Below are 20210 nucleotides of genomic sequence, written 5' to 3' on the forward strand. Positions count from 1 at the left end.
CCGGAGCACCGCGTCTTCGGGCGTCTTGAGGTTGCGGCTTCGTTCCTTGCAGAGGGGGCGGGGGCGGGAACCGGGCGGCGTCGGAGTCGGGCAAGCCCGACTCTACAAGGGGGCGGCAGGCGCGCTTTTGTAGAGCGGGGCTTGCCCCGCTGCTCTTCATGCGCGCTGGGACATCAGCGTGGGAGTCGGGCAAGCCCGACTCTACGGGGGCGGGGTTGGCGATGCCATGGGGTCGCGGGGTGATCCGGCCGGGCTTTGCGCGCATCATGTGCGCATGCACGCCCGCGCCTGCCAACTCCGATGAGCGGCATCGACGCCTTCCTCGAGCACCTGCGCGTGGAGCGGGCGGTGTCGCCGCATACGCTGGATGCGTACCGCCGCGACCTGGAGGCGCTGGATGCGTTCGCCCGGCAGCAGGGCGTGGACGGACCGGCGCGGCTGGATGCGGCGCGGCTGCGCGAGTTCGTCGCCGCCGAGCACCGCCGCGGGCTGTCGCCGAAGAGCCTGCAGCGGCGGTTGTCGGCCTGCCGCAGCTACTACGCCTGGCTGCTGCGCAACGGTGCGATCCCGGCCAGTCCGGCCGCGGGCCTGCGCGCGCCCAAGGCGCCGCGCAAGTTGCCGCAGGTGCTGGACGTGGACGAGGCGGTGCGCCTGGTCGAGGTGCCGACCGACGTGCCACTGGGCCTGCGCGACCGGGCGCTGCTTGAGCTGTTCTATTCCTCGGGGCTGCGCCTGAGCGAGCTGTGCGCGCTGCGCTGGCGCGACCTGCAGTTGGACGCCGGGCTGGTCACGGTGCTGGGCAAGGGCTCCAGGCAGCGCAGCGTGCCGGTCGGTTCGCATGCGCGGCGGGCGCTGGCCGAGTGGCGCGCATCCACCGGCGCGGGCGATGGCGATTTCGTGTTCCCGGGCCGCGGCGGCGGGCCGATCGGCCAGCGCGCGGTGCAGATCCGGATCCGCCAGCTGGCCGCGCGCCAGGGGCTGTTCAAGAACGTGCACCCGCACATGCTGCGGCACAGCTTCGCCAGCCACGTGCTGGAATCCTCCGGCGACCTGCGCGGGGTGCAGGAGCTGCTCGGCCACGCCGACATCGCCACCACCCAGATCTACACCCACCTGGACTTCCAGCACCTGTCGAAGGTGTACGACGCGGCGCACCCGCGGGCGAAGCGCAAGCGCGGCTGACCCGGCGCTGCGGCTTCGCGCCGCTGCCGATGCAGTGTCCGGATCCGGCGAGAACCCGGGCCCGCAACTGGCGATGCTGCGGTTCCGTTCCGGGCTGGAGTCCCTGTATGTCTTCCTTCCGCCTCGTGGGCCTTGACCCGGCCCCGTTCGCCCCGCTGTTCCTGCTCGACGCCGCGCAGCTGGCCGCGTGCGGCATGGCGCGTGTCATTGCCGATGCCGACCACGGCTACCCGTGCCGGGTCAGCCTGGAGGACGCGCGCCGGGGCGACGAACTGCTGCTCCTGCCTTGGATGCACCAGGCGGCGCCCTCGCCGTACCGGGCGTCCGGGCCGGTGTTCGTGCGCCGCGCCGCGTGCCGGCGCGTGCTGCCGCCGGGCGAGGTGCCGCCGTATGTGAGCGACCGGCTGGTCTCGCTGCGGGCCTATGACGCGGCGGACCTGATGGCCGATGCGGAGGTCTGCGAGGGCCGTGAGGCGGGCGCCTGGCTGGAGGCGGCGTTCGGCCGTGGCGAGGTCGCGTACGTACACATGCACAACGCCCGTCGCGGTTGCTTTTCCTGCCTGGCGGAGCGGGTTCCGGCTTCCGGCCGGGCGGAGGGTTGATCGGGGCAGGGGCGTCCCCATCTCCGGGGGACAGCTTCCCGGAGGCCGCATGGACCCCAGCCAGAACCCCAACGTGTTCCACGCCACCACCATCATTTCCGTGCGCCGCGACGGCAAGGTCGCCGTGGCCGGCGACGGCCAGGTCACCCTCGGCCACACGGTGATGAAGGGCAACGCCCGCAAGGTGCGCCGGCTCGGCCGTGACGGCCAGGTCCTCGCCGGCTTCGCCGGCGCCGCCGCCGATGCCTTCACCCTGTTCGAGCTGTTCGAGGCCAAGCTGGAGAAGCACGGCCAGCTGCAGCGCGCCGCGGTGGAACTGGCCAAGGACTGGCGCACCGACCGCCGCTACGGGAAGCTCGAGGCGCTGCTCGCCGTCGCCGACAAGGACACCTCGCTGATCATCAGCGGCACCGGCGACGTGATCGAGCCGGAGGACGGCATCATCGCCATCGGTTCCGGCGGCAGCTACGCGCTGTCGGCCGCGCGCGCGCTGCTCGTGCACACCTCGCTCGACGCCCGTTCCATCGCCGTGGAGGCGCTGAACATCGCCGGCGACATCTGCATCTACACCAACCGCAACGTGGTGGTCGAGGAGTTGTGACTGGGAGCCGTGATTCGTGATTGGGGATTGGTGATTCGTAAGAGCCAAGGCGCTCCTTCGATTCCCTCCCGTCGCGATGTCACCTGCTTCTGCTTCTTCCAATCCCGAATCACGAATTACGATCACGGACCACTGCCCCCAATGACCGCGAATACCTCATCCTCCACCATGACCCCGCGCGAGATCGTGCAGGAGCTCGACCGCCACATCGTCGGCCAGCACGCGGCCAAGCGCGCGGTGGCGATCGCCCTGCGCAACCGCTGGCGCCGCATGCAGCTGGCCCCGGAGCTGCGCAACGAGGTCATGCCCAAGAACATCCTGATGATCGGCCCCACCGGCGTGGGCAAGACCGAGATCGCGCGGCGCCTGGCGACGCTGGCCAACGCGCCGTTCGTCAAGGTCGAGGCCACCCGCTTCACCGAGGTCGGCTACGTCGGCAAGGACGTCGAGCAGATCATCCGCGACCTGGCCGATACCGCGGTGAAGATGTACCGCGAGCAGGCCAAGGCGCGCGTGCGCCTGCAGGCGGAGGAACGCGCCGAGGAGCGCATCCTCGACGCGCTGCTGCCGCGCCGCACCCCGCCGATGGGCTTCGACACCGGCCACGCCGAGGTCCAGGTCTCCGGCCCGGAGGATTCCACCCGCGCCAAGTTCCGCAGGATGCTGCGCGCCGGCGAGCTGGACGAGCGCGAGATCGAGCTGGAGATGTCGACCAACGTCGGCGTGGACATCATGACCCCGCCGGGCATGGAGGAGATGGGCCAGCAGCTGCGGCAGATGTTCGCCAACCTCGGCGGCGGCAAGACCCACAAGCGCACGGTCACGATCAAGGCGGCACGCCCGCAGCTGGTCGAGGAGGAAGCGGCCAGGCTGGTCAACGAGGACGACGTGCGCGCCGCGGCGATCGAGGCCTGCGAGCAGCACGGCATCGTCTTCATCGACGAGATCGACAAGGTCGCCAAGCGTGGCGATTCGCTCTCGTCCGGCGGCGATGTCAGCCGCGAAGGCGTGCAGCGCGACCTGCTGCCGCTGGTCGAAGGTTCCACCGTGTCGACCAAGTACGGCACGGTGCGTACCGACCACATCCTGTTCATCGCCTCCGGCGCCTTCCACCTGGCCAAGCCCTCGGACCTGATCCCGGAGCTGCAGGGCCGCTTCCCGATCAGGGTCGAGCTGAGCGCGCTGACCAAGGACGACTTCGTCCGCATCCTCACCGAGCCGAAGGCCTCGCTGACCCGCCAGTACGTGGAGTTGATGGCCACCGAGGGCGTGAAGCTGGAATTCGCGCCGGACGCGATCACCCGCCTGGCGGAGATCGCCGCGCAGGTCAACGAGCGCCAGGAGAACATCGGCGCGCGGCGCCTGCACACCGTGCTCGAGCGCCTGCTCGACACGCTCAGCTACGAGGCGCCGGACCGCGACGGCCAGGCGGTGACCATCGACCGCGCCTACGTCGACGCGCACCTGGGCGACCTGGTCCAGGACCCGGACCTGAGCCGCTACATCCTGTAAGCGTGCCGGGGCTGGCCGCGGCCTGGACCGTGGCTAGCCCCACAGCTCCGGCGACGGGGGCAGCATGCGCCCGCGCTCGTACGCCATGCCGCCGGGCCAGTCTTCCGACTGCAGCCACGGGCCGTCGAGGTCGCAGACCTCGCACAGCTGCGCCAGCACCATGCCCGGCGCCACCGACACCGAGCCGCCGAGCATGCAGCCCACCATCAGGCGGAAGCCGGCCGCGCGCGCGGCCCCGGCCAGTTCCAGCGCAGGGGTCAGGCCGCCGACCTTGTCGAGCTTGATGTTCACGAACCGGTAGCGCCCGGCCAGTCCGGGCAGATCGGCTGCGGTCGACAGCGACTCGTCGGCGCACAGAGGGATCTGCCCGGCATAGCCCACCAGCCCGGCATCGGCGCCCGCGGCAACGGGCTGCTCCAGCAGGTCCACCCCCAACGGCCTCAACAACGGTTCGTACTCGCACAGCTCTTCGACGCTCCAGGACTGGTTGGCGTCGACGATCAGGCGCGCGCGCGGTGCCCCGCGACGCACGGCCTGGATGGCGGTCTCGGGCGAGCCCGGGCCGACCTTCACCTTGATCCACGGATAGCCGTCATAGGCGTGCGCGGCGGCCTCGTAGGCATCGATGTCGCGCATGCCGATGGTCACCGCGCTGTCGATCGGCGCCCACTTTCCCACGCCGGCGCGCTGCCACACGGGCATGCCGGTCAGCTTGGCCTCCAGGTCCCACAGCGCGGCGTCGAGCGCATGGCGCGCGCCACCGGCAGGCAGCAGGTCGGCCAGTTGCCGGCGGTCGCAACCGGCTTCCACCGCGGCGCGCACCTGTTCGATCTGCGCCGCCATGCTCTCCGGGGTTTCGCCGTGGTAGGCGACGCCGCCGGCCTCGCCGCGGCCGAGCTTGCCGGCCTCGTGCACCTCGACGATCACCACGCGCGCATGCGTGCGCGTGCCGCGCGAGATCGCGAACGGTTCCTTCAGCGCCCAGGCATGGGGACGGACGGACAGGGTGCGGGGCATCTGCTCAGCCCACGATCGAGGCGATGACGCGGCCGTGGGCGGTGCGCATCGGGTCGAATGCCGGCACGCCGAGTTCGCGTTCGGCCTGCTCCAGCGCCTCGCGCGCCGCCGCTTCGTCCAGCGCCGAGGTATTGAGGCTGACCGCGGCCAGCCGGGCCTGCGGGTTGGTCAGGCGGGCGACGGCAAGGTACAGGTCGCGCGCCTCGCGCAGGCCCGGCACCGGGTAGTCCGGCCAGCTGACCAGATGCTCGCGCAGCGGGTCGTGGCACAGCACCAGGGCATCGGCCTGCGAACCATGCAGCAGGCCCATGGTCACGCCGGCGTAGGCGGGGTGGAACAGCGAGCCCTGGCCTTCGATCAGGTCCCAGTGGTCCGGGGCGGCGGCCGGGGAGATGCATTCGGCCGCGCCGGCGATGAAGTCGGCGATGACCGCATCGATGGCGATGCCGGAGCCGGCGATCATGATGCCGGTCTGCCCGGTCGCGCGGAAATCCGCATCAAGGCCGGCGGCGCGCATCGAGCGGGCCAGCGCCAGCGCGGTGTACTTCTTGCCCAGCGCGCAGTCGGTGCCGACCATCGCCACGCGCTTGCCGCTGCGCTTCCGGCCGGTGGCGCGCGGCAGGTCGGCGGGCGGGCGGCGCACGTCGACCAGGCGTACGCCGGCCTCGGCCGCCGCTTCGGCCAGGCCGGGCACGATGTCCAGCGGGGTGTGCAGGCCGCTGACGATGTCCAGGCCGTTGCGCACCGCGTCCAGCAGCAGCGGCGCCCAGTGCGCCGGGATCCGGCCCTGCGGCGGGGTCACGCCGATCAGCAGCGAGCGCGCGCCGGCGGCATGGGCGGTGGCGGCATCCATCTCCGGCAGGCCCAGGTTGACGCTGCCGCCCGGGGCACGGGTCTGGCCGACGCAGTCGGCGCCGGCCCAGTCGCGCAGGCCGAAGGCGGTCTTGGCCTTGAGCGGATTGGTTTCCTCGCCGAGGAAGAGCAGGTAGGGCTTGCGCAGGTTGACCGTGTTGACGAGCTGGTTCATCGGGTTTCCCGAGATGTGCCGGGGAGAGGCTTGGGGTCGGAGGGACGGTGGAAACCCATTCCAGCACTTTCCCGGGGCCGGCGAATCGGAAGAAACCCCCATTCCCGACCGGCGGATCCATCGCGCGCTTGCCGGCCGGGCGATGGCGATGCTAATTGTCAGCCAGCCCCCGCAACCTGCCCGGAAGGTGATGCAGTTCCTGATCCCCGCACTGAGCGACTCCCCGCCTGCCGAGGCCGACCTTCCGGCGGCGGATCCGTGGGTGGCCCAGCGCATGGCACTGGTCCGCGCCCTGGACATGGACGCGCTGTGGGAGGCCTGCGTGGCCTGGATCGGCAAGGCCCTGCCGTGCCATTCCTTCAGCCTGCTCTACGACATCGACGGCTACCGGCCGCAGCAGGGCCGGCATTACCTGGCCGAGGTGCGCGACGCCGGGGCGCGGCTGGTGACCAGCCTGGACGTGGCCGCGCCGTACCTGGACGCCAACCCGCGGATCCCCTGGTACACCTATTCGCAGATCGCCTCCGGCGACGGCCAGGCCGAGGCGCGGCTGCGGGCGCAGGATCCGGCGCCGGCCTGGCGCGACTTCGTGCACCTGGCCTTCTGGGGACCGAAGGCACTGGAGGCGGTGCTGAGCATCCGCCTCCATCCGAGCCTCGCCGAGCTCGGCAGGCGCGAACTGGCCCTGCTGCAGGAGCTGCATCCGTTGCTCGAAGCCAGCCTGCAGCGGATCCGCGCCGCGGAAAGCGAGCGTGCGAAGCGGCAGACGCTGGAGGCGCTGGTCCATGAGCTGCCGATCGCGGCGGTGCTGGTCGACGCGAAGCTGATGCCGTTCTACATGTCGGCCGAGGCGCGGCGCATCTGCCGCACATGGAGCGAAGAGGGCGACCCGAAGGGCCGCCTGCCGTGGGCGATCGAGCTGCCGTTGCGGCAGTGGCTGCATGGCCCGGGCGTGGCCGCGACCGGTCCCGCTCCGGCGCTGGGGAAGGGGGGCGCGTTCGAGGTGCGCCATGCCCACCGCAGGCACCTGCGCCTCGGGATCGAGGTCTCCTCGGCCGCGCGCGCGTCGGGCCGCGACCTCCACCACATGCTGGTGCTCACGCCCGTCGACGAGAAGCTGCCCGAGGGGCCGGAACCGTCGCCGCAGGCGCTGGCGCTGTTGCGTGGCCTCTCCCCCAGCGAACGCAAGGTGGCCTTGCTGGCCGCCAGCGGACTGAGCAACGAGGAGATCGCCGCGCGGCTCTCGCGGTCGCGCAAGACCATCGAGAGCCAGCTCAGTTCGGCCTACCGCAAGTTGAACGTGTCCAGCCGCACCCAGCTGACGCGGCTGCTGTCCTGAACCTGGCGCTCAGGGCGCCGGGCGGGGCCGCGCCCCGGCGCGGTCGAGCGCTTCGAGCACCGGCTCCAACGGCAGCGCGGCGGCGGTGCCGCGGTGGCCACGCACGGTGCGCGCGCGGAACATCGAATTGACGATCGCTTCCTCGGTGGCCTCGGCGGCGGCCTGGAACAGCGGCGACATGGCCTCGCCGGCGAGGCTGCGCGCCGGCTGCAGCGGGCGGTCCGGCGAGCGCAGGTTCTCCGGCGCGGTGGAGAAGGCGATGACGTAGTCGCCCGAGCCGTTGGACATGACCGAGCCGGTGCGCGCCAGCCCGACCAGGGCGCGCCTGGCCAGCCGCTGCAGCTGCTGCGGGTCCAGCGGCGCGTCGGTCGCGACCACCATCATGATGCTGCCGTCGCCGGTGCTGGGCGGGGTGGTGAGGTTGCGCGCGTACTCGCCCGGGTCCGGCAGCTGCTTCCACACCGGCACGCCGGCGATGGTCAGCTCGCCACCGAAGTTGCTCTGCACCAGCACCCCGACGGTGTCGCCACCGTCGCCCGCCGCGAGCCGGCGCGAGCTGGTGCCGATGCCGCCCTTCCAGCCGAAGGCCACGGTGCCGGCGCCTGCACCGACGGCGCCCTCCTCGACTTCGGCGAAGGAGATGCCGGCCAGGGCCTGCTCCACCAGCGCCGGCGTGACCGGGCGGGCGCGGATATCGCTCAGGTAGCCGTCGTTGGTCTCGCCCACCACCGGATTGATCGAACGGACGTTGTCCATGCCCGGCTGGCGCAGCAGCCAGTCCACCGCCGCGTCGGCGACCTTCCAGGTGCTCAGGGTGCCGGTCAGAAAGATCGGCGTTTCCAGCTCGCCCAGTTCCTGCACCTGGGTGATGCCGGTCAGCTTGCCGAATCCGTTGCCGACCACGACGGCGGCCGGCACGCGCTCGCGGTAGGCATTGCGGGGGTGCGGTACGACGACGGTGACGCCGGTGTTGAAGCGCGTGCCCTCGGCCAGGGTGGCGTGGCCCACGCCGACGCCGGCCACGTCGGTGATGGCGTTGCGCGGGCCGGTCGGCAGCGTGCCGGGGTCCCCGCGTCCGATCCTAGGTGGGAGGTCAGGCCCCAGCCATCAGTGAAAACCCCTAATTCGATCCGCGTCGAACACGTCCACCGGGCGCATGGCTATGCTGGTTCGAGGCCGGGGGAAGGCCCGGGAACCAGGAGGAAAGATGAAAGGAACGATGCGGTCCCGGCGTTGGCTGGCCGTCGTATTCGGGTTGGTGGCGTGCGCCGTGCAGGCCGCGACCGCGGCCGCGTCGGCCGGTGGCCGGCAGGCCGATGCCGCCACCGGCGGGAATGCGGAGAATTTCGCCGCGATCATGCAGCGCCACGGCATTCCCGGCGCGCAGCTGGTGCACGTGCGCGAGGGGCGCGAACAGGCGTTCGAGTACGGCGTGATGCGCGCCGACGGCACGCGCCCGGTGCAGGCGGACACGCTGTTCCAGGCCGCGTCGCTGTCGAAGGTGGTCGGCGCCTACATCACCCTGCGCCTGGTCGATCGCGGCGTGATCGAGCTGGACCGCCCGCTGTTCGAGTACTGGCCCTCGCCGCGTGCGAAGGACAATCCGCAGGCCCGGCGCATCACCGCGCGCATGGTGCTCGACCACACCACCGGCCTGAAGAACTGGGAGATCTCGCCGTCCAACCCGGCGATCGACGGGACGCCGCTGCAGAGCCTGTTCGACGCGGGTGCGCGCTATTCCTATTCCGGCGAGGGCTTCTACCTGCTGCAGCGCACGCTCGAGCACCTCACCGGCAAGCGCTGGGAGCAGCTGGCGCGCGAGGAAGTGTTCGACGTGTTCGGCATGCCCGGCAGCCGCTACATGACCGATCCGGAGTCGGCGGTGCGCAACGCGTCGGGACACCGCCAGGATGGGTCGGTGATGGCGGACCGGGTGTTCGGCTGGGAGAACACGGCCTGGACCCTGGTCACCACCGCACGCGAGTACAGCAGCTTCCTGCAGCGCGCGCTGTATCGCGGCGAAGGCCTGTCGCCGGCCAGCCATGCGCTGCTGAAGACGCCGTCCAGCAACGCCGACGACCAGGCGGTCCCGGTGCCGGTGGATCCGTACATCGACTGGAGCCTGGGCGTGGGCCTGGAGACCGTCGACGGCCGCACCCGGCTCTGGCACTGGGGCGACAACCCGGGCTTCAAGGCTTTCTTCCTGCTCGACCCGGAAAGCGGCGAAAGCCTGGTGCTGCTGACCAACAGCGAGAACGGACTGGACGCCTACAAGGATGTGCTGCGCCTGTTCCTGGGCGAAGGCGAGTATCCGGCCGTGGACTGGGCGCGCGCGCAGAGCTGAGCGGAAGCGGCGCGGCCGGATCGCCGGCCGCGCTCAGTGGTCGTGGCCGTCGCCGTCCTCGCCGATGTCCTCGTTCCAGACCTGCGGGTGGGCGGCGATCCAGTCGCCCAGCATGCGGATGCATCCGGCGTCGTCGAGGTCGACGACCTCCACGCCCTGTTCGCGCAGCCAGTCGTGGCCGCCCTGGAAGTTCCGCGCCTCGCCCATCACCACCGTGCCGATGCCGAACTGCTTGACCAGGCCGCTGCAGTACCAGCACGGCGACAGCGTGGTGACCATGATCGTGTCGCGGTAGCTGCGCTGGCGGCCGGCCTTGCGGAACGCGTCGGTCTCGCCGTGCACGGACGGATCGCCCTCCTGCACGCGCCGGTTGTGGCCGCGGCCGAGCAGGGTGCCGTCGCGGCGGAACAGGGCGGCGCCGATCGGGATGCCGCCTTCGGCCAGGCCCAGGCGGGCCTCTTCCAGGGCGACGGCGAGCATGGCGCGGTAGTCGGGGGTCTGGCTCACGTGGGTGCGGTCCGGTGGCGGGGCCGACAGGGTACGCCGGGCCGGCGGCGGAGTCAGGCGCCGGCGCCTGCATTCCACGCCCGCACGAACCCGCCGCCGTGAGCCGTCCGTGACCCCGCCGCCGGCGCCCGGTGCCATAATTGCCGCATGAGCGAATCCCCCTACGAACGCGGTACCACCCACTTCGGCTTCCGCGACGTCCCGGCCACGGAGAAGCAGAAGCTGGTGGGCCAGGTGTTCACCTCGGTCGCGCGCAAGTACGACCTGATGAACGACCTGATGAGCCTGGGCATCCACCGCGCGTGGAAGCGCTACTTCACCGCCACCTGCCAGGTGAAGCCGGGCGACCGGGTGCTGGATCTGGCCGGCGGCACCGGCGACATCGCCGCGCTGCTCAAGCCGCGGGTGGGCGATACCGGCACCATCGTCCTGGGCGACATCAACGCCGGCATGCTGACCGTCGGTCGCGACCGCCTGACCGACCGCGGCCTGGTCTCCGGCCTGGATTACGTGCAGTGCAATGCCGAGAGGCTGCCGTTCCCGGACGCCAGCTTCGACCTGGTGACCATGGCCTTCGGCCTGCGCAACGTCACCGACAAGGACGCGGCGCTGCGCGAGATCGCGCGCGTGCTGCGCGTCGGCGGCCAGGCGCGGGTGCTGGAGTTCTCCGAGGTTACCGCCGACTGGTTCAAGCCGATCTACGACTTCCACTCGTTCAAGGTGCTGCCGAAGCTGGGCCAGCTGTTCGCCGGCGACGCCGGCAGCTACCAGTACCTGGCCGAGAGCATCCGCAAACACCCGCCGCAGGAGCAGCTCAAGGCGATGATGGAAGAAGCCGGCCTGTCGCGCTGCGGCTACGTCAACCTCAGCGGCGGCATCGTCGCCGTGCATACCGGCTACAGGGTCTGAGGACGCGGGCGACCGGCGCCTGCTGCCGGCCGTTCCGCCAGCCCGGGTAAAGCCAATGCGGCTCGCGGCGCGGTTAAACTGCGCCTTTCCCCTGATCCCAGGCTGTCTGCATGCGCTTGCCCCTGCTGCTGTTATCCCTCGCGATGGTCGCCACGAGCGGCTGCTCCGGCGACAAGGCCGGCACCGATCCGGCCGCGGCCGCCAAGCCGGCCAAGGAGGCCACCGTGTCCGCCCGCCGCCACGACGAAAGCTCCTACGCCCAGCCCGGGAAGGTGCGGATCACCGACCTGGCCCTCGACCTGGCCCTGGACTTCGACCGCAAGCAGCTGGCCGGCACCGCTACCTACACCCTGGACTGGGTCGATCCGCAGGCCACCGAGCTGGTCCTGGACACCCGCGACCTGGCCATCGACAAGGTCGAAGGCGAGGCCGAAGGCGGCTGGTCGCCGCTGGAGTTCGCCCTGGCCGCGGCCGACCCGGTGTTCGGCAGCAAGCTGACCGTGCAGGTCCCGCAGCGCAATGCGAAGGTGCGCGTGACCTATGCCACCTCGCCGCAGGCCTCGGGCCTGCAGTGGCTCGAGCCATCGATGACCGAGGGCGGGCAGCTGCCCTTCATGTTCAGCCAGTCGCAGGCGATCCACGCCCGCAGCTGGGTGCCGCTGCAGGACACCCCCGGCGTGCGCTTCACCTACAGCGCGCACGTGACCTCGCGCCCGGACGTGATGGTGCTGATGAGCGCCGACAACGACCCGGCCGCGGCGCGCGACGGCGACTACAGCTTCACCATGCCGCAGCCGATCCCGTCGTACCTGCTGGCGATCGCCGCCGGCGACCTGGTGTTCAAGCCGATCTCCGCGCGCAGCGGCGTGTGGGCCGAGCCGTCGATGGTCGACCGCGCGGTGAAGGAGTTCGAAGACACCGAGCAGATGATCGTCACCACCGAGCAGCTGTACGGCCCGTACCGGTGGGAGCGCTACGACATGCTGGTGCTGCCGCCGTCGTTCCCGTTCGGCGGCATGGAGAACCCGCGCCTGAGCTTCATCACCCCGACGGTGATCGTCGGCGACAAGTCGCTGGTGTCGCTGATCGCGCACGAACTGGCGCACAGCTGGTCCGGCAACCTGGTGACCAACGCCAGCTGGAAGGACATCTGGCTCAACGAGGGTTTCACCACCTACGTCCAGGGCCGGATCGTCGAGGCGCTGTACGGCAACGAGCTGGCCGAGATGGAGCGCCAGATCGACCAGGCCGGCGTGAAGCGCGACATGGAGCAGATGAGCCCGGGCGACCAGGCGCTGATGCTGCCGCCGCTGGCCGAGCGCGACCCGGACGAGGCGCTGAGCGAGGTGGCCTACGTGAAGGGCTCCTGGTTCCTGCAGTTCCTGGAGCAGCGCTTCGGCCGCGAGGTGTTCGATCCGTTCCTGCGCGGCTGGTTCGACGACCACGCCTTCCAGAGCGCGGACACCGACCAGTTCATCGCCTACATGCGCGAGCACCTGCTGCCGAAGAGCCCCAACGCGGTGCGCGAGGAGGAACTGGATGCGTGGCTGAACCAGCCGGGCATCCCGGCCATCGCCCCGGTGGCGCGTTCGCGCGTGTTCTCCAACGTCGACACCGCGCGCATCGCCTGGCGCGGCAGCGCCGAGCTGCCCAACCCGCAGGTCGCCAACGAGTGGGGCACCCAGGCCTGGGTGCACTTCCTCGAAGGCATGGGCGAGAAGCTCAAGCCCGAGCAGCTGAAGCAGCTGGACGAGGCCTACCACTTCACCGGCACGCCGAACGGCGAGATCGCGATGCGCTGGTATCCGCTGGCGCTGCGCAGCGGCTACCTGGAGGCGCGCCCGGCCGCGGGCGAGTTCATCCAGCGCGTCGGTCGCCGCAAGCTGATCCTGCCGGTATACGAGGGGCTGGTGAAGACGCCGGACGGCCTGGCTTTCGCCCGCGAGGTGTTCGAGCGGGCCCGGCCCGGCTACCACCCGATCACCACCGCCTCGGTCGAGGCGATCCTGGCCAAGGCCGAAAAGGCCCAGGCCCGGTAAGTCCCGCCACGCGCCGGCCCCTGGGCCGGCGCGTGCGTTTCCAGGGTCGGAATGCCGGCCCATGCAGGAGGCAGCATCGATGAAACCGAGCCCGTCCCAAGTCGCCCTGGGCGCACTGCTGGCCGCCGCCGTGCTGGCCAGCGCCGGCTGCACCGACCGCGAGGCCCAGCGCCAGGCCCAGGCCGCCGCCGAGGCCCAGGCCAGGGAAGAGGCCGCAAGCCGGCTGCAGGGCGAGTACGAGGCCGCGGTGGCCGTGGACAACTGGGAGCTGGCGCGCGTGCACGGCGCCGCGCTGCTGGCCCAGTACCCCGGCAGCGAGGCCGCGGCCGCGGTCGAACCTGGCCTGGCCGAGGTCACCGCCAAGGCCGAGGCCGCGCGCGAGCAGCGCCGTCTGGCCACGCTGTGGAACTACGCACGCGTGGCCGCCGGCAAGGGCGAGCAGCGCACCGCGGCGATCTTCAGCAAGGATGCGGTCGATACCGGCGGCAGCGCCGCGGCCAGCGTGCAGCTGGTGATCCGCGACCATCCGGAGTGGAAGCGCAGCGCCTACCTGGTGCTGGAAGGTGGCGACTTCGACTGCTACGGCGGCTGCAAGGTCAAGGTGAAGTCCGACGACGCCGCGGCCAGGCCGATGTCGGCGTGGCGGCCGAAGACCGACGAGGCCATCGCCATGTTCATCGAGGACTACCGCGGCCTGTGGAAGCGGATGCGCCAGGCGCAGCGGTTGGAGATCGAGTTCCCGGTGAAAGCCGGCGGCACCCGCACCGCGGTGTTCGAGGTCGGCGGGCTGGACGGCAGCCAGATGCCCGGCTGGGACTGAGCGCGGGACAGGGGGCGTGCGGTGAACCTGGATTACGTCGTCGTCGGCGTGGTCAGCCTGCTGGCGCTGGCCATGCACGTGGTCCTGTTCGTGCTGGTGCGGCGCTGGATGGACCGCGACCTGGCCCTGTCGATGGCCGGCGACGACCCGGTCCGGCGCGCGTGGATGCTGGAGAGGCTGGCCCAGGCGAAGCGCGAAGGCGTGCGCCGCCGCGACCTGCAGGCCTGGCTGGAACGGGCCGCGGCCGAGGCACCGGCGGGCGGGCAGGGTGTCTGACCCGGCGGGNCNCAACCAGCCGCTCCCGTAGAGCCGGGCTTGCCCGGCTCCCCCGTCTCCGGAGGGATGGCGTCGCACAGCGGCAGCGGGGCAGGCCCCGCTCTACGAAGGCGGGTGGTTCAGGCCAGCGAGTAGCCGAATTGCTGCTTGAACTGCTCGTTGAACTCGTCGAAGGTGAAGCGCTGGTTCTGGGTACCCGGGTGCTCGACCTTGAGCGCGCCCATCAGGTTGCCCATGCGGCCGATGGTCAGCCAGTCGTAGCCCTTCTCGATGCCGAAGATCAGGCCGGCGCGGAAGGCGTCGCCGCAGCCGGTCGGGTCGACCACGCGACGCTCGTGCGCCGGCGGGACCTCGTAGGTCTTCTCGGGAGTGTGCACCAGGGCGCCGCGCGGGCCCTGGGTGGTGATGTAGGCCTTGACCCGCGAGACGATCTCGCGGTCGGTCCAGCCGGTGCGTTCCTGCAGCAGGTTCGACTCGTAATCGTTGACCACGACGTAGTCGGCCTGCTCGATGAACTGGCGCAGCTCCTGGCCGTTGAACAGCGGCATGGCCTGGCCCGGGTCGAAGATGAACGGGACGCCCATCTCCCGGAACTCGGCGGCGTTCTGCAGCATGCCCTCGCGGCCGTCCGGGCCGACCAGGCCCAGGCTGATCCCCGGCACGTCCTTAACGTGGTTCTCGTAGGACCGCATCATCGCGCCCGGGTGGAAGGCGGTGATCTGGTTGTTGTCGTGGTCGGTGGTGATGAAGGCCTGCGGGGTGAACAGCTCCTCGATCACCTTGACCCGCGACAGATCGATCCCCAGGGCCTCGAAATGCTCGCGGTACGGGCCGAAATCCGAGCCCACCGTGCCCATCGGCACCGGCTTGCCGCCCAGCAGGTGCAGGTTGTAGGCGATGTTGCCGGCGCAGCCACCGAACTCGCGGCGCATCCGCGGCACCAGGAACGAGACGTTCAGGATGTGGACCTTGTCCGGCAGGATGTGGTTCTTGAACTGGTCCGGGAACACCATGATGGTGTCGTAGGCAAGGGAACCACAGATCAGGGTGGACATCGTCTGGCTGCTCGGGGAGGCCCGGTGGCGGGCATGGAACGCGCGCGGCACCGGCGCCGCAGGTGCAAAGGTTACCGGCTGCGTCCCCGCGCGGCCAGTCCGGGCTTGCCGCCGCTGCCGCCGCGACGGCGCCCCGAAGTGACGGAAATCGCCGTTTTAACGCGGATTTTTCCTTGCCCGCGTGCGGGACCGTTGCTAGGCTAGCCGGCCAGTTTCGTGCCCAATTTTTCGCCACCGGCGCCCCTTCCTGCGCCGCCTCCCGGCCCCTTCCGCCCGCCCCCCAGGATCGCCCCTCCCGATGTTCAAGAAGCTCCGCGGCATGTTCTCCAACGACCTGTCCATCGACCTGGGCACGGCCAACACCCTGATCTACGTGCGCGGCCAGGGCATCGTGCTGAACGAGCCGTCAGTGGTCGCGGTACGCCAGGACCGGGCGATCGGGGGGACCCGCTCGGTGGCAGCGGTGGGCACGGAAGCCAAGCAGATGCTGGGCCGCACGCCGGGCAACATCACCACCATCCGCCCGATGAAGGACGGCGTCATCGCCGACTTCACCTATACCGAGGCGATGCTCAAGCACTTCATCAAGAAGGTGCACAAGTCGCGCTTCCTGCGCCCGAGCCCGCGCGTGCTGGTGTGCGTGCCGGCCGGCTCCACCCAGGTGGAGCGCCGCGCGATCAAGGAATCGGCCGAGGAGGCCGGCGCCCGCGACGTCTACCTGATCGAGGAGCCGATGGCGGCGGCGATCGGCGCCGGCATGCCGGTGTCCGAGGCGCGCGGTTCGATGGTCATCGACATCGGCGGCGGCACCACCGAGGTGGCGGTGATCTCGCTCAACGGCATCGTCTACTCGGCCTCGGTGCGCATCGGCGGCGACCGCTTCGACGAATCGATCACCAACTACGTGCGCCGCAACCACGGCATGCTGATCGGCGAGGCCACCGCCGAGCGGATCAAGGTCGAGCTGGGCTGCGCCTATCCGCAGACCGTGGTGCAGGAACTGGAGATCTCCGGCCGCAACCTCGCCGAGGGCGTGCCGAAGATGATCAAGATCAGCTCCAACGAGGTGCTCGAAGCGCTGCACGAGCCGCTGTCGGGGATCGTCTCGGCGGTCAAGCTGGCGCTGGAGCAGACCCCGCCGGAACTGTGCGCCGACGTGGCCGAGCGCGGCATCGTCCTCACCGGCGGCGGCGCCCTGCTGCGTGACCTGGACAAGCTGATCTCCGAGGAAACCGGCCTGCACGTGCAGGTGGCCGACGATCCGCTGACCTGCGTCGCCCGCGGCGGCGGCCGCGCGCTTGAGCTGGTCGACATGCATGGCAACGAGTTCTTCGCGCCGGACTGACCGGCGTAGCGTTCCACGTGCCCGGCGGTGGGGACGCGCCGGGCGCGCCTTGCCGTCCGCCCTCATACTCGCCTCTGCCCAACACGCGACCGCCGATCCCCTTCCGTGTCGTCCTTTCCCGGACCCGCCGCCGCCGCCGCCCGTCCCGGTGATACCGCCGGCACGCTGCGGTTGCTGGCCTACCTCGCCCTCGCCATCACCCTGCTGGTGCTCGACCACCGCGGCGGCTGGCTGCGCCAGGTCCGCACCCAGGCCAACCTGCTGGCGCAGCCGGTGTGGGCGCTGGCCGGGCTGCCCGGCCGGGTGGGCGGCGCGCTGCGCGACCACCTGGCCACGCGTTCGGCGCTGCTGGAGGAGAACCGCGAGCTGCGCAACGAGCTGCTGCTGGCCAACGCGCGCCTGACCCGCCTCCGCAACGCCGCCATCGACAACGCCCAGCTGCGCGACCTGCTCGGCGTGGTCGAGCGCAGCGGCCTGGACGTGCAGCTGGCGCCGATCCTGGACATCGACCTGGAGCCGTCGCGGCAGCGCCTGGTGCTGGCCGCCGGCAGCCGCCAGGGCGTGCACGAGGGCCAGGCGGTGATCGACGCCGGCGGCCTGCTCGGCCAGGTGGTCGAGGTCACGCCGATGCATTCGACCGTGCTGCTGCTGACCGACCCGGACCACGCGGTGCCGGTGATGATCGCGCGCAACGGCGTGCGCCTGATCGCCTACGGCCGCGGCGACCGCCTGGAACTGCACGACGTGCCGCTCAACCGCGACGTCCAGGTCGGCGACCTGCTGGTCACCTCCGGGCTGGGCGGGCGCTTCCCGCCGGGTTTCCCGGTCGCCACGATCACCGCGCTGCGCCCGGACGAGAGCCAGGCCTTCCTGGTCGGCGAACTGGCGCCGGCCGCGCACCTGGACCGCGGCCGCGACGTGCTGCTGCTGCGTACCGGCCCGGCGCCGGAACGGCCGGCGACCACCGGGGCCGCGGAGGGAGCGGCCGGGCCGGCGGCTGCGGGGGCTGCCGATGCGGATGCCCCCGGTGGCCCGCCCGCCCGCCAGGGACCGGCCCCGCGTCCCGCCAACCCGCCGGCGACCACGCCGCGCGAAGCCGCGCCGGCCGGCGACGCGGCTTCGCCGCCCGGCGCCGCCAGCCCGCCGGAGGAGGCCCGATGAGCCGCCTGCGCGAAGGCGGCTGGGTGCTGCCGGCGAGCCTGTTCGTGGCCCTGCTGCTGGGCCTGCTGCCGCTGCCGGTGGTGCTGCAGCCGCTGCGGCCGTTCTGGCTGGCGCTGGTGCTGGCCTACTGGCTGATCGAGACACCCTCGCGCGCCGGCCTGGGCCTGGCCTTCGTGGTCGGCATCGTCGCCGACCTGGTCTATGGCGGCGTGCTCGGCGAACACGCGCTGCGCCTGGTGATCATGGCCTTCATCCTGCAGCGCTTCCGCGCGCGGCTGCGCTTCTTCCCGCTGTCGCAGCAGGCGCTGGCGATCGGCGCGCTGCTGCTTAACGACCGCATCGTCGACGCGGCCGTGCACCTGTCGCTGGGCCTGCCGCAGCTGCCATGGAACTACTGGTGGGCGCCGGCGCTGGGCGTGGTCCTGTGGCCGCCGCTGTTCCTGGTGCTGGACGCACTGCGGCTGGGCCGGCGCCGCGACTGAGGCCAGGGCGATGATGAGCCGGCGCCAGGTCAAGAACCCGCACGCGGAAGCCGAGCAGTTCCGCCGCCGCGCCGTGCTCGGTTTCCTCGCCGTGGCCCTGGCCCTCATCGGGCTGGCGGCGTGGTACTTCCGCCTGCAGGTGGTGCAGCACGCCGATTACGCCACCCGCTCGGAAGCCAACCGCATCCGCCCGCGCCCGGTGGTGCCGGCGCGCGGCATGATCTACGACCGCCAGGGCCGGCTGCTGGCCGAGAACCTGCCGGCGTTCCGCCTCGACGTGACCCCGGACAAGGCCGGCGACCTGGACCGACTGCTCGAGGAACTGGGCAAGGTGGTGCCGCTGGGCGAGGACGAGATCGAGCGCTTCCACCGCGAGCGCAAAGCCGGCCGCGGCTTCCTGCCGATCACCCTGAAGCTGCGCCTGAGCGACGAGGAGATGGCCGCCTTCGCGGTCAACCGCTGGCGCTTCCCCGGCGTGGAACTGCAGCCCTACCTGACCCGCCACTATCCCTACGGCGACCTGCTCGCGCACGTGGTTGGCTACGTCGGCCGCGTCGACGAGGACGACCTGGAGAAGCTGGGCGAGGCCGGTGCGGCGCTGACCCACGTCGGCAAGACCGGCATCGAGCGCTCCTACGACGACCTGCTGCGCGGCCAGGTCGGCTACGAGCAGATCGAGACCAACGTGCAGGGCCGCGCGCTGCGCACGATCGGCCGGGTGCCGGCGAAGCCGGGCGCCGACCTGCGCCTGTCGATCGACGCGGAGCTGCAGCGCGCCACCGTGGCCGCGTTCGGCGAGCTGGAAGGCACGGCGGTGGCGATGGACCCGCGCACCGGCGAGATCCTGGCGCTGGTGAGCCTGCCCAGCTTCGACCCGAACCTGTTCGTCAACGGCATTTCCCATGCCGACTACCGCGCGCTGACCGACAACCCTTCGCGCCCGCAGTTCAACCGCGCGGTGCTTGGCGGCGTCGCGCCCGGTTCGACGCTGAAGCCTTTCATGGCCCTGGCCGGCCTGGACAGCGGCACGCGCCGGCCGGAAGACCGGGTCCTGTCCACCGGCATGTTCTACCTGCCCGGCACCAGCCGCGGCTGGGGCGACTCGCACCGCGGCGGCCATGGCTGGACCGACGCGCGCAAGTCGATCGCCGACTCGGTCAATACGTACTACTACAAGCTTGCCCTGGACATGGGCATCGGCCGCATCGGCGAGTACCTGACCAGGTACGGCTTCGGCCAGCCCAGCGGCATCGACCTGGCCGGCGAGACCTCCGGCATCCTGCCCGGCCCGGCGTGGAAGATGAAGACGCGCAAGGAGCGCTGGTACCCGGGCGACACGGTGAACATCAGCATCGGCCAGGGCGACTGGAAGGTGACCCCGCTGCAGATGGTGCGCGGCACCGCTGCGCTGGCCGACGGCGGGCGCCTGCGCCGGCCGCACCTGGTCGACGCGCGCCGCGAGGGTTTCGATGCGCCGTGGGCGCCGCTGCCGCAGCCGGAGCCGACCCTGATCAGCGACCGCCCGGACAACCTGCAGGTGGTGCGCGAGGGCATGATCGCCACCGTGCACGGGCCCGGCGGCACCGCGCGCCCGATCGGCGTCGGCATCCCGTACCGGATCGCCGGCAAGACCGGCACCGCGCAGGTGGTCAGCCGCCGCGGCACCGCCGCGGTCAACCCGCGCAGCTTGCCGATGCACCTGCGCCACCGCGCGCTGTTCATCGGCTACGCGCCGGCCGACGATCCGCAGATCGCGGTGGCGGTGGCGGTGGAAGGCGGCGGTTACGGCGGCAGCACCGCCGCGCCGATCGCGCGGGCGATCTTCGACGCCTGGCTGCTGGGCAAGCTCCCGGAAGGGCTGGAGCCGATCGACGGGCCCGCTCCGGCGACCGCCTGCGCCGACGGTGCGGCCCCCTGCGCGCCTGTGGGGGGTGCCGAGGCAGGCGCGGAGGCGGGGGCGGGCGTTGCGCCGTCGCCCGGCACGGCCGCGTC

At 71.5% G+C, this 20210-nt stretch carries 18 protein-coding genes and 1 pseudogene; 14 read left to right on the forward strand and 5 right to left on the reverse strand.

The window, feature by feature from the left end:
* The first annotated feature begins 300 nt into the window (after positions 1 to 300).
* The 4 genes from xerC (at position 301) to hslU (ending at position 3897) form a co-directional block, all read left to right on the forward strand.
* The gene (xerC, locus tag PSEJ35_RS0104385; RefSeq protein ID WP_028916738.1) at positions 301 to 1182 is read left to right on the forward strand and encodes a tyrosine recombinase XerC; all 882 of its coding nucleotides are present in this window, start codon (positions 301 to 303) and stop codon (positions 1180 to 1182) included.
* 107 nt (positions 1183 to 1289) lie between these two features.
* Positions 1290 to 1784, forward strand: a complete 495-nt coding sequence (locus PSEJ35_RS0104390; RefSeq protein ID WP_028916739.1) for a DUF1203 domain-containing protein — start codon at positions 1290 to 1292, stop codon at positions 1782 to 1784.
* A 49-nt stretch (positions 1785 to 1833) separates the two neighbouring features.
* Entirely contained in the window at positions 1834 to 2385 is a 552-nt protein-coding gene (gene hslV, locus PSEJ35_RS0104395) for an ATP-dependent protease subunit HslV (RefSeq protein ID WP_028916740.1), read from the forward strand.
* Between the two features lie 141 nt (positions 2386 to 2526).
* Entirely contained in the window at positions 2527 to 3897 is a 1371-nt protein-coding gene (gene hslU, locus PSEJ35_RS0104400) for an ATP-dependent protease ATPase subunit HslU (protein ID WP_037082412.1), read from the forward strand.
* Between the two features lie 33 nt (positions 3898 to 3930).
* Here the strand turns inward: hslU and dgcA are convergent, their stop codons facing one another.
* Positions 3931 to 4914, reverse strand: coding sequence for an N-acetyl-D-Glu racemase DgcA (gene dgcA, locus PSEJ35_RS0104405; protein ID WP_028916742.1), 984 nt, complete (start codon positions 4912 to 4914; stop codon positions 3931 to 3933).
* Positions 4915 to 4918: 4 nt separating this feature from the next.
* Complete coding sequence (locus PSEJ35_RS0104410) at positions 4919 to 5941, reverse strand: DUF1611 domain-containing protein (protein WP_028916743.1); 1023 nt, start codon at positions 5939 to 5941, stop codon at positions 4919 to 4921.
* A gap of 190 nt (positions 5942 to 6131) precedes the next feature.
* On the opposite strand from PSEJ35_RS0104410, the gene PSEJ35_RS17140 reads away from it, so the two are divergent.
* Positions 6132 to 7280: a LuxR family transcriptional regulator gene (locus tag PSEJ35_RS17140; protein ID WP_028916744.1), complete on the forward strand. Its 1149-nt coding sequence runs from the start codon at positions 6132 to 6134 to the stop codon at positions 7278 to 7280.
* A 9-nt stretch (positions 7281 to 7289) separates the two neighbouring features.
* Here the strand turns inward: PSEJ35_RS17140 and PSEJ35_RS0104420 are convergent, their stop codons facing one another.
* Entirely contained in the window at positions 7290 to 8384 is a 1095-nt protein-coding gene (locus PSEJ35_RS0104420) for a P1 family peptidase (protein WP_343122512.1), read from the reverse strand.
* 166 nt (positions 8385 to 8550) lie between these two features.
* Here PSEJ35_RS0104420 and PSEJ35_RS15375 point away from each other — a divergent pair, with 166 nt between their 5' ends.
* Entirely contained in the window at positions 8551 to 9624 is a 1074-nt protein-coding gene (locus tag PSEJ35_RS15375; protein WP_198014145.1) for a serine hydrolase domain-containing protein, read from the forward strand.
* A 33-nt stretch (positions 9625 to 9657) separates the two neighbouring features.
* Here the strand turns inward: PSEJ35_RS15375 and PSEJ35_RS0104430 are convergent, their stop codons facing one another.
* Positions 9658 to 10131 carry a nucleoside deaminase gene (locus tag PSEJ35_RS0104430; protein ID WP_028916746.1) on the reverse strand — a complete coding sequence of 158 codons (474 nt, stop codon included), beginning with the start codon at positions 10129 to 10131 and terminating at the stop codon, positions 9658 to 9660.
* Positions 10132 to 10278: 147 nt separating this feature from the next.
* Between PSEJ35_RS0104430 and ubiE the strand changes: the two genes are divergently transcribed.
* The 4 genes from ubiE to PSEJ35_RS0104450 all read left to right on the forward strand — a co-directional run bounded on the left by ubiE (position 10279) and on the right by PSEJ35_RS0104450 (position 14175).
* Entirely contained in the window at positions 10279 to 11040 is a 762-nt protein-coding gene (ubiE, locus tag PSEJ35_RS0104435) for a bifunctional demethylmenaquinone methyltransferase/2-methoxy-6-polyprenyl-1,4-benzoquinol methylase UbiE (protein WP_028916747.1), read from the forward strand.
* A gap of 110 nt (positions 11041 to 11150) precedes the next feature.
* The gene (locus PSEJ35_RS0104440) at positions 11151 to 13079 is read left to right on the forward strand and encodes a M1 family metallopeptidase (protein WP_028916748.1); all 1929 of its coding nucleotides are present in this window, start codon (positions 11151 to 11153) and stop codon (positions 13077 to 13079) included.
* A gap of 106 nt (positions 13080 to 13185) precedes the next feature.
* Positions 13186 to 13899 (forward strand): hypothetical protein, encoded by a 714-nt coding sequence (locus PSEJ35_RS0104445; protein ID WP_028916749.1) that lies wholly within the window; start codon positions 13186 to 13188, stop codon positions 13897 to 13899.
* Positions 13900 to 13920: 21 nt separating this feature from the next.
* Entirely contained in the window at positions 13921 to 14175 is a 255-nt protein-coding gene (locus PSEJ35_RS0104450; protein WP_232207577.1) for a hypothetical protein, read from the forward strand.
* 119 nt (positions 14176 to 14294) lie between these two features.
* Here the strand turns inward: PSEJ35_RS0104450 and PSEJ35_RS0104455 are convergent, their stop codons facing one another.
* Positions 14295 to 15230, reverse strand: a complete 936-nt coding sequence (locus PSEJ35_RS0104455) for a carbohydrate kinase family protein (RefSeq protein WP_024869984.1) — start codon at positions 15228 to 15230, stop codon at positions 14295 to 14297.
* Positions 15231 to 15528: 298 nt separating this feature from the next.
* On the opposite strand from PSEJ35_RS0104455, the gene PSEJ35_RS0104460 reads away from it, so the two are divergent.
* The 4 genes and pseudogenes from PSEJ35_RS0104460 to mrdA form a co-directional block, all read left to right on the forward strand.
* On the forward strand, positions 15529 to 16575 hold the full coding sequence (locus tag PSEJ35_RS0104460; protein WP_028916751.1) for a rod shape-determining protein: 1047 nt from the start codon (positions 15529 to 15531) through the stop codon (positions 16573 to 16575).
* Between the two features lie 105 nt (positions 16576 to 16680).
* The gene (gene mreC / locus PSEJ35_RS15380; RefSeq protein WP_084635427.1) at positions 16681 to 17736 is read left to right on the forward strand and encodes a rod shape-determining protein MreC; all 1056 of its coding nucleotides are present in this window, start codon (positions 16681 to 16683) and stop codon (positions 17734 to 17736) included.
* On the forward strand, positions 17733 to 18218 hold the full coding sequence (mreD, locus tag PSEJ35_RS0104470; RefSeq protein WP_028916752.1) for a rod shape-determining protein MreD: 486 nt from the start codon (positions 17733 to 17735) through the stop codon (positions 18216 to 18218). Before mreC ends, mreD begins: the two co-directional genes overlap by 4 nt.
* Before the next feature lie 10 nt (positions 18219 to 18228).
* Positions 18229 to 20091 (forward strand): annotated as a pseudogene (gene mrdA / locus PSEJ35_RS15385) (penicillin-binding protein 2); the annotation flags it as partial.
* Between the last annotated feature and the right edge of the window lie 119 nt (positions 20092 to 20210).

This window comes from Pseudoxanthomonas sp. J35 (genome assembly GCF_000513995.1).
Taxonomy (GTDB): Bacteria; Pseudomonadota; Gammaproteobacteria; order Xanthomonadales; family Xanthomonadaceae; genus Pseudoxanthomonas.

Bases quoted from the DNA above. Each gene is read 5' to 3' on its own strand.
- xerC (WP_028916738.1), top strand. From the start codon at position 301: ATGAGCGGCATCGACGCCTTCCTCGAGCACCTGCGCGTGGAGCGGGCG.
- PSEJ35_RS0104390 (WP_028916739.1), top strand. From the start codon at position 1,290: ATGTCTTCCTTCCGCCTCGTGGGCCTTGACCCGGCCCCGTTCGCCCCG.
- hslV (WP_028916740.1), top strand. From the start codon at position 1,834: ATGGACCCCAGCCAGAACCCCAACGTGTTCCACGCCACCACCATCATT.
- hslU (WP_037082412.1), top strand. From the start codon at position 2,527: ATGACCGCGAATACCTCATCCTCCACCATGACCCCGCGCGAGATCGTG.
- dgcA (WP_028916742.1), bottom strand. From the start codon at position 4,914: ATGCCCCGCACCCTGTCCGTCCGTCCCCATGCCTGGGCGCTGAAGGAA.
- PSEJ35_RS0104410 (WP_028916743.1), bottom strand. From the start codon at position 5,941: ATGAACCAGCTCGTCAACACGGTCAACCTGCGCAAGCCCTACCTGCTC.
- PSEJ35_RS17140 (WP_028916744.1), top strand. From the start codon at position 6,132: ATGCAGTTCCTGATCCCCGCACTGAGCGACTCCCCGCCTGCCGAGGCC.
- ubiE (WP_028916747.1), top strand. From the start codon at position 10,279: ATGAGCGAATCCCCCTACGAACGCGGTACCACCCACTTCGGCTTCCGC.
- PSEJ35_RS0104440 (WP_028916748.1), top strand. From the start codon at position 11,151: ATGCGCTTGCCCCTGCTGCTGTTATCCCTCGCGATGGTCGCCACGAGC.
- PSEJ35_RS0104455 (WP_024869984.1), bottom strand. From the start codon at position 15,230: ATGTCCACCCTGATCTGTGGTTCCCTTGCCTACGACACCATCATGGTG.
- PSEJ35_RS0104460 (WP_028916751.1), top strand. From the start codon at position 15,529: ATGTTCAAGAAGCTCCGCGGCATGTTCTCCAACGACCTGTCCATCGAC.
- mreD (WP_028916752.1), top strand. From the start codon at position 17,733: ATGAGCCGCCTGCGCGAAGGCGGCTGGGTGCTGCCGGCGAGCCTGTTC.